General features: G+C 57.3%; 6 protein-coding genes and 2 pseudogenes. 4 read left to right on the plus strand and 4 right to left on the minus strand.

Annotated features, from left to right (window positions below; all coding sequences use genetic code 11):
* The 3 genes and pseudogenes from GZ093_RS19090 to GZ093_RS19100 all read right to left on the minus strand — a co-directional run.
* A pseudogene (locus GZ093_RS19090) lies at positions 1–829 on the minus strand (peptidase M61); the annotation flags it as partial.
* A 142-nt stretch (positions 830–971) separates the two neighbouring features.
* Positions 972–1,685 (minus strand): DsbC family protein, encoded by a 714-nt coding sequence (locus GZ093_RS19095; protein WP_296489144.1) that lies wholly within the window; start codon positions 1,683–1,685, stop codon positions 972–974.
* Between the two features lie 29 nt (positions 1,686–1,714).
* The gene (locus tag GZ093_RS19100; RefSeq protein ID WP_296489145.1) at positions 1,715–2,842 is read right to left on the minus strand and encodes an FAD-dependent monooxygenase; all 1,128 of its coding nucleotides are present in this window, start codon (positions 2,840–2,842) and stop codon (positions 1,715–1,717) included.
* A gap of 216 nt (positions 2,843–3,058) precedes the next feature.
* On the opposite strand from GZ093_RS19100, the gene GZ093_RS19105 reads away from it, so the two are divergent.
* From GZ093_RS19105 to GZ093_RS19115, 3 genes are all read left to right on the plus strand, one after another.
* A complete protein-coding gene (locus GZ093_RS19105; RefSeq protein ID WP_296489146.1) occupies positions 3,059–3,415 on the plus strand; it encodes a rhodanese-like domain-containing protein in 357 nt (118 codons plus the stop codon).
* A gap of 163 nt (positions 3,416–3,578) precedes the next feature.
* Complete coding sequence (locus tag GZ093_RS19110; RefSeq protein WP_296489149.1) at positions 3,579–4,466, plus strand: alpha/beta fold hydrolase; 888 nt, start codon at positions 3,579–3,581, stop codon at positions 4,464–4,466.
* Positions 4,467–4,844: 378 nt separating this feature from the next.
* Positions 4,845–5,426, plus strand: a complete 582-nt coding sequence (locus tag GZ093_RS19115) for a hypothetical protein (protein WP_296489151.1) — start codon at positions 4,845–4,847, stop codon at positions 5,424–5,426.
* A 68-nt stretch (positions 5,427–5,494) separates the two neighbouring features.
* On the opposite strand, the pseudogene GZ093_RS20890 reads toward GZ093_RS19115, so the two are convergent.
* A pseudogene (locus GZ093_RS20890) lies at positions 5,495–5,683 on the minus strand (integrase arm-type DNA-binding domain-containing protein); the annotation flags it as partial.
* A 217-nt stretch (positions 5,684–5,900) separates the two neighbouring features.
* On the opposite strand from GZ093_RS20890, the gene ychF reads away from it, so the two are divergent.
* The gene (gene ychF / locus GZ093_RS19120) at positions 5,901–6,986 is read left to right on the plus strand and encodes a redox-regulated ATPase YchF (RefSeq protein WP_296489153.1); all 1,086 of its coding nucleotides are present in this window, start codon (positions 5,901–5,903) and stop codon (positions 6,984–6,986) included.
* The last annotated feature ends 213 nt before the right edge of the window (positions 6,987–7,199 follow it).

Consider the following 7,199-nt stretch of genomic DNA (forward strand, 5'->3'; position numbering starts at 1 on the left):
TGCGTGGCAGGTCCTGACGTTTGCAGATCAGTGCGGTTGAATTGCGGTGCTCCAGCCCGCCATAACCGTCGTCCACGGCGTTGAGCATGAAGCAATAGGTCTGATGCGGTGGCTTGGCCGGGGCACGCTTGCTCGATCGGGCGCCATGCCAGAACTCGATTTCTACCTCGCAAATGCGTTGGGTGTCGGCCAGCAGCCGCTCGCCATCAAAACCGGGGGGCGCGCCCGCCACGACAAACCGGTGCGGTACGCCGCCGGCGACGAACGCGCCATGCCAGAACGGGCCCATCTCGACCGGGCAGTCCACCAGTTCGTCGTAACCACTGGCAAGATAAGTGCCAAAACCATGGCGTGTGGTTTTACCGGGGCGTAAGCCGGTGGCCAGTTGCCAGTCGGGCAGGTCCGGGCGCGCCAACAGCGCCAGTTCATGCGGCAAAGCCTCCTTACCTGCAACCCTTAGAAACAGGCTGGTGCCATTGAAAAATCCGCGCGCGCCGTCCAGCCAAGCGGTGCGCACCGAGTTGTCAAGCGCGTAAATCTCATACTGCAAAACTAGCGGCAGGCTCGTCAGGCACTGGGCCTGCCAGCTGCATTTGTCCAGCTGAGTCAACGCCACGGCCTGGCCGCCTTGATGCACCTGCAGGTTCTGCAGGTTCTTGGCAAATTCGCGCACCAGGTAGCTGCCCGGAATCCAGACCGGCAGGCTCACGCGCTGCAGGGCGGCAGGCTGTGCAATGGTCAGCGTGACTGCAAAGAGATGGGCGTTCAGGCTCTGCAGGTCGACCCGGTAGTGCACGGCTGCAGTGGCATTGGTGGCTCGACGAGTCATGAGGATATTTTTGTCAAATGAGCCGCTAGCCCTTATTTAATAAGCGTCAGTAGCTATCAATAATGAAGTAAATAACAGGGGGCACTCAAGCGCCAGTAAGGTGCCTCGTCGGCCCAGGCCATGAAGGGACCCACGATTGATCTTAGTTCTTGGCTGTGGTCAGGCGCTTTTCAACTTCCGCCGCACTGACAGCGCCGGGTACCCGCGAGCCATCAGCGAAGATCAGCGTCGGGGTGCCCGTGATTTTGTGCTTGCGCCCGAGTTCGACGTTGCGCTCAATGGCGCCACTGTCACAACTGGCCGCTTTGGGTGACTGGTCGCGCACCATCCAGTCTTGCCAGGATTTGGCCTTGTCCTTGGCACACCAGATGGCCTTGGACTTTTCAGTCGAGTCGGGGCTGAGAATGGGGTACAAGAACATGTGAATCGTCACGTTGTCCACACTCTGCAGGTCGCGCTCAAAGCGTTTGCAGTAGCCACAATTCGGGTCTTCAAAGACCGCCAGTTTGCGTTTCCCGTTACCGCGCACGATGGTGAAGGCGTCCTTGAACGGCAGCGCGTTGAAACTGATGGCGTTTAGCTTGTCAACGCGTTCTTCCGTCAGATTGCGGCGCTGCTTGGTGTCGATCAAATTGCCCTGCACCAGATAGTTGCCCTCGGCATCGGTGTAATAGATATCCGAGCCATTGACCCGAATTTCATACAAACCAGACATTGGGCTCTTGCTGACTTCGTCAATCTTCGCCAATTGCGGAATCCGCTCTGCCAGGTTTTTGCGAATGGTGGCCTCTTGCGCGTTCACGCCCATAGCCAGCAACAGCGTCGCACAGAGCAGTGCGGATTGAGCTAATTTCATCTTCAGTCGTCCATTCATATGTTCATTCATTAAAAACCCATCGCTTGGCGCGCTACCCATTGCTTGACCAGACCGCTGCGCTCAAAGCCATTCATGCCCCAGTTGCGCGCCGCTTGCCAGGCGGCACTGCTCTGTGAAAACAGCTGTTGCAGACCATCCATGGTGGCTCCCATGGCCAACACTTCAGCCTTGCGCGCGCGCTCGTAGCGCCGCAGCAGCTTCTCATCGCCGACGCTGCGCCAGTATTCGCGCTCGTGCAGCGTTTGGGCCAGGGCGGCAACGTCAGACAAACCCAAATTCAGCCCTTGCCCGGCCAGCGGATGGACGTTGTGGGCGGCGTCGCCGGCCAGTGCCCATGCCTTGCCCTCGTGGCTGCCCACCCAGCGCTCGGCGCGCGCCGACTGCAGTGGCCAGGCACAGCGTTCGCTGCTCAGCGTCAGTTGCCCCAGGCAGCCCTGACTGGCGACTTGGAGTTGCTGACAAAACTCGGCCGGGCTCGCCGCCAACAGTGCCTCAACCCGGTCGTCACGGACGGACCAGACAATGGCGACAGAGTTCCCCTGCGGACCGGCAAGGGGCAAAAAGGCCAGAATTTCACCGTGGGTAAACCATTGGCGCGCTGTTTGCCCATGCGGTATTTCGCACGCCAGGCGCGCTGCTATCGCCGTCTGCGGGTAGCGGGTGATCTCAAAGTCAATGCCGAACTCGGCGCGGGTTCGGCTGGCCTTGCCTTCACAGATCACGGTCAGGCTGGCAGGCTGTGGCGCGTCCAATAACTCGATGAGCGGCTGAAACCGCACCGCCGCCGCCAGCTGCGCCTCCAGCACTGGCACATCCACAATCCAGGTCAGACCCGGCACCTGGAGCTGCTGCGCGGAAAAATTGACTTCGCCGCCGTCATCGCCCAAGACCCGCATGGCCAGCACCTCAGTCGCGTGCTGGGCGTCGGGCCAGCAGCGCAGCGACTCCAGCAGGGCCCGTGATTTTGCATTCAAAGCGTAGGCGCGCACGTCCGGGGCAGCGCTCGCCACGCCTGGCTTCGCCGGTGCGGGGTGCGACACCAGACCCACGTGCAGCCGTTCGCGCGCCAGCAACAGCGCCAGTGTGCGGCCCACAATGCCGTCGCCGCGAATGCAAATATCAAAGGGTTGACTCATAGGGTCGATTGTAGAAGTCAGGCATCGAACACACTTGAAGCCTTGATTTTTAGGGACTTGCGAGATAAATCGCCGTTAGGCGTAGCGACCCAGCCCCCACCAATAATATTGAGACTGTGTGGCACAGACCGCAGTTACGAATGGCGGACTTGTTGCTGTCGTCAAGCCTATCCATACTCACCGATACTTCATCAATTCGGTCTTACAAGGAGTCATATGAATTTTCCGGATCTTTTTGAAAAGTATTGGCCAGTCTTGGCTTTGGGTCTATGGTTTGCGTACAGGTGGTGGAATTCAAAAAGAGTCATTGCCATGCTGCCAGAGCTCAAGAAGAGCGGCGCAATCTTTGTCGATGTCAGATCCGCTGCGGAGTTCGCAAATGGGAACGCTCCTGGAACCATCAACATCCCGCTTCAGGAATTGGGAAGCAGACTCGGTGAGATACCCAAGTCCTCCCCGGTGGTCCTCTGCTGTGCCAGCGGAACACGAAGTGGAATGGCAAAACTAATGTTGAGGAAGAACGGCTACCGCAAGGTCTATAACATCGGCGCATGGAGCAAGTTCCTGGACTGATCTTCTTTGGGAAGGTCCGTCATTGAGTGTCGGGCAAGCTGGGGCAAGCCCAACTTGATGCCATCCTAGAAACGCCTTTTCTTATGTCAGCCAGATCGCCCGGCAGTTGTGCGGCGCCCCTGTACTTCGTCGTTCAAATGTTCAAAGACTTCTCTTCCAACCCATGAGCCAGACAGATTCCGCAGCTATTCAAGAACCAGAACGTGTCGTGATCATCTGTGCCGACAGGGTGCGACTTCAGGGCCACTTTCTTCACGGGCGGGGGACGATTGGTTTGCCGGTTTTGCTGTGTCCTGCGACTGGCGTGAAGCAGCATTTCTACCTGCGCTTCGTGAGCTGGTTGGCTGACCAGGGGCATGACGTACTCGTGTTCGACTATCGCGGTATTGGTTTGTCTCGCCACGGTCGATTGAAGGACAGCAAGGCGACATTGGCCGAATGGGGTCAACAAGATCAGGTGGCTGCGCTGGAGTGGCTGTTGCAGCGCACGGGCAGCGATCAGGTCGTCTTGCTGGGCCACAGCGCGGGAGGCCAGATGATTGGCCTGCTGCCAAACCATCAGCGAATTGCGCGTCTGGTCGGGGTATCTGCCTCTACCGGCTGGTTCCGCGCCATGCGTCCGGCCTTCGCACTGAAAGCTCGGCTGGGGCTGCGCTGTCTCGTGCCTCTGGGCATCTGGCTCAAAGGTTACGCGCCAACGTCAAAAATTGGTTTGGGTCAGGACTTGCCTGCGGGTGTTGCACGACAGTGGGGGCAATGGTGTGCGGCGGGTGGCTATGCCACCAACGCCATTCGTCATCAGCCCGAGCAAGACTTCCACACCAAGATCCGCACGCCCATTACCGTTTTGTACGCCGAGGACGACGATATCGCCAACTCTGCCACCGTTGAAGACCTGTTTCGGACCTTTCCGGTAGCCCCAAAGCGGGTGCTGCCGGTCAATCCAGTCCATCATGGCTTGAAGGCGCTGGGTCACATGAATTGGTTCCGCAGTTCGCATCAAGCTGTATGGCCCTTGATGGCCAAGGCGGTGCGGGGGGCAGATGATTGATGGACACGATCGCATAGACATTTCGCGATCTGGCCGAAGCGCTCGCCCTTTGCAGCAGGGATTCGCTGATCAATACAGTCGGTATTAACTTCTCCAAGTTAACCGAGGACAAAGAACTGCAGGCGCATTGCGCTTGGGGCGGTTCCCGTTTCCATTTGTGGGGTGTTGTGCATGAATCAATGTGGTGGATCGCCAGCGGTCGGCCTTCGGCGCGCTTGGCCCAGCTTGAATTCCAAGATTTACGTGCGCCAGACACGTCCGTCTTTGCGCTTTCTCAACTCTCGGACTCCATTCGTCGAATCTGATCATTCCCAAACGTTGGGTTGCAGGAAGATTACGCAAAAGACGCGAAGACCCCTTCACGGAAAAGGAACCGCCATGCCAATCATATTTAGCCACAGGATTCGCAAACACCCCCGAGATTACAGGGTCGAGTTCAGCTTTGACGATGAGTTGACCAAGGAAGACGCCGCTGTATTTGAAATCACCGCCGGAGTTAAAGACGTCGAGGCCGAGAATTGGACTGACATCACTCTACGCGGGCAGCTAAGGTTGGATGAGGAGCTTCTCGTGCTTTCATATGAAGACCATGAAATCGCACGATTGTCCTTGGCTGCGGCCTTGGATATCCCGCTGGAAGACGGGGCGGACACGGCAGGATCGAACATCGACTTCGACATCGACTACGCCAACACAGTGGATGGGGTAATCCGATCGCTCGGGATCGAAGAAATTATCCATCAAATACCGACTGACCCAATTTTGGGCTGCCTCATAAAAGGTCTTGCCAGTACCGCGATTGGACAAATCATTCATTGCTGGCGTCTGAATCGCAACACTAGGCCCTTGACCGACCTGGTTAATCGAATTGGGGCCTGTTTACGTGACCATCGGGTACGCATGCTATTCACTTTCATGTATCGCATTGGTCGATGCGCGGTCCTGGGTGGGCTTAGGTAGCTGGCTGTGCAATACGCCAGATAGGCTTCGCGCAGCGTTGGAACCTTGAGTTTGACCTTGCGACTTGGCCGTTCCCCATTGCGACATTGCCGCAAGACGTCCATCGCAGGCGAACGAGCCTCATCCACGCTCATCAGGGGCCAGTAACCCAGCATCATGCGGAACTGTTTGCCTGAAACACTGGTGGCGATCAGAAAGGTGCGATTATGGGCGTTCAGGCGTACCCCAAAGCCGCTGAGTACTCGATCCCGCAGGATGCGCGCCCGTCTGAGGCGGTCGCCCTTTGTAGCAAGGACTAGCTGATCATTACAATTCCCACATTACACCCAGGACAAAACCAGGACAAAAGCTTGCGTCGCAGCAAGGTTTGAAGCGGTATGTTTTGATCTTTCTGGCCCCGTCAATTGACGCGGGTCCGGCACTTCGACGATGCCTGCATTGGGGTCGACAGTGCAATGATTTAAAAGGACTTTTATGAAATGTGGCATCGTGGGCTTGCCCAACGTCGGTAAATCGACCCTGTTCAACGCACTGACCAAGGCCGGCATTGCGGCTGAAAATTATCCCTTTTGCACGATTGAGCCCAATGTGGGCATCGTCGAAGTGCCCGATCCGCGGCTTGATGCGCTGGCAGCTATTGTGAAGCCGCAAAAGGTGCAACGGGCCATCGTCGAGTTCGTCGACATTGCCGGCCTGGTGGCCGGTGCCAGTACCGGCGAGGGCCTGGGCAACAAGTTTTTGGCGCACATCCGCGAGACCGACGCCATCGTCAACGTGGTGCGATGCTTTGAAGACGAGAACGTGATCCACGTCGCGGGCAAGATCGACCCGATCTCCGACATGGAGGTGATCCAGACCGAGTTGTGTCTGGCGGACTTGCAGGCGGTTGAAAAGGCCCTGCACCGCGTCACCAAGGCAGCGCGCTCGGGCGACAAGGAATCGATCAAGCTGGTGGCGATTCTGGAGAAATGCCAGGCCGCCTTGAACGAGGCCAAGCCGGTGCGCACAGTGGAATTCAGCAAGGAAGAATTGCCGCTGTTGACGCAGTTCTTCCTGATCACCGCCAAGCCCGCCATGTTTGTGGCCAACGTGGCCGAAGACGGTTTTGAGAACAACCCGTTTCTGGACCGCTTGCGCGCCTATGCCAAGGAACAAAACGCGCCGGTGGTGGCGATTTGCGCCAAACTCGAAGCCGAAATGGCCGACATGGAGGAAGAGGACAAGAAGATGTTCCTCGCCGAGATCGGCCAGACCGAGCCGGGCCTGAACCGGCTGATCGTGGCCGCCTACAAGTTGCTGGGTCTGCAAACCTACTTCACCGCCGGCGTCAAAGAAGTGCGCGCCTGGACCATCCATGTGGGCGACACCGGGCCGCAGGCCGCCGGTGTGATCCACACCGACTTCGAGAAGGGCTACATCCGCGCCCAGACCATTGCCTATGAAGATTTCATTGCGTTCAAGGGCGAGCAGGGCGCCAAGGACGCGGGCAAGATGCGCAGCGAGGGCAAGGAATACGTCGTCAAGGATGGCGACTTGATGAACTTCCTGTTCAGTTCCTGATGGCGGATGGCGGATGGCGCGTGAGGGTTGAGCCGACTGGCGACCCCTCGGCCCGAAATTACACCAATATTTATAGTAAATTGGCCGCTAGCCCGCGTGGAATATGCCTGAGTAGCTATTAAAATAGATTTAGATTTAGATTTAGATTTAGATTTAGATTTAGATTTAGATTTAGATTTAGATTTAGATTTAGATTTAGATTTAGATTTAGAT

It is taken from the genome of Rhodoferax sp., assembly GCF_010365055.1.
GTDB lineage: Bacteria > Pseudomonadota > Gammaproteobacteria > Burkholderiales > Burkholderiaceae_C > Rhodoferax.

Coding starts and splice junctions, on each gene's coding strand:
- GZ093_RS19095 (WP_296489144.1), bottom strand. CDS start 1,685: ATGAAATTAGCTCAATCCGCACTGCTCTGTGCGACGCTGTTGCTGGCT.
- GZ093_RS19100 (WP_296489145.1), bottom strand. CDS start 2,842: ATGAGTCAACCCTTTGATATTTGCATTCGCGGCGACGGCATTGTGGGC.
- GZ093_RS19105 (WP_296489146.1), top strand. CDS start 3,059: ATGAATTTTCCGGATCTTTTTGAAAAGTATTGGCCAGTCTTGGCTTTG.
- GZ093_RS19110 (WP_296489149.1), top strand. CDS start 3,579: ATGAGCCAGACAGATTCCGCAGCTATTCAAGAACCAGAACGTGTCGTG.
- GZ093_RS19115 (WP_296489151.1), top strand. CDS start 4,845: ATGCCAATCATATTTAGCCACAGGATTCGCAAACACCCCCGAGATTAC.
- ychF (WP_296489153.1), top strand. CDS start 5,901: ATGAAATGTGGCATCGTGGGCTTGCCCAACGTCGGTAAATCGACCCTG.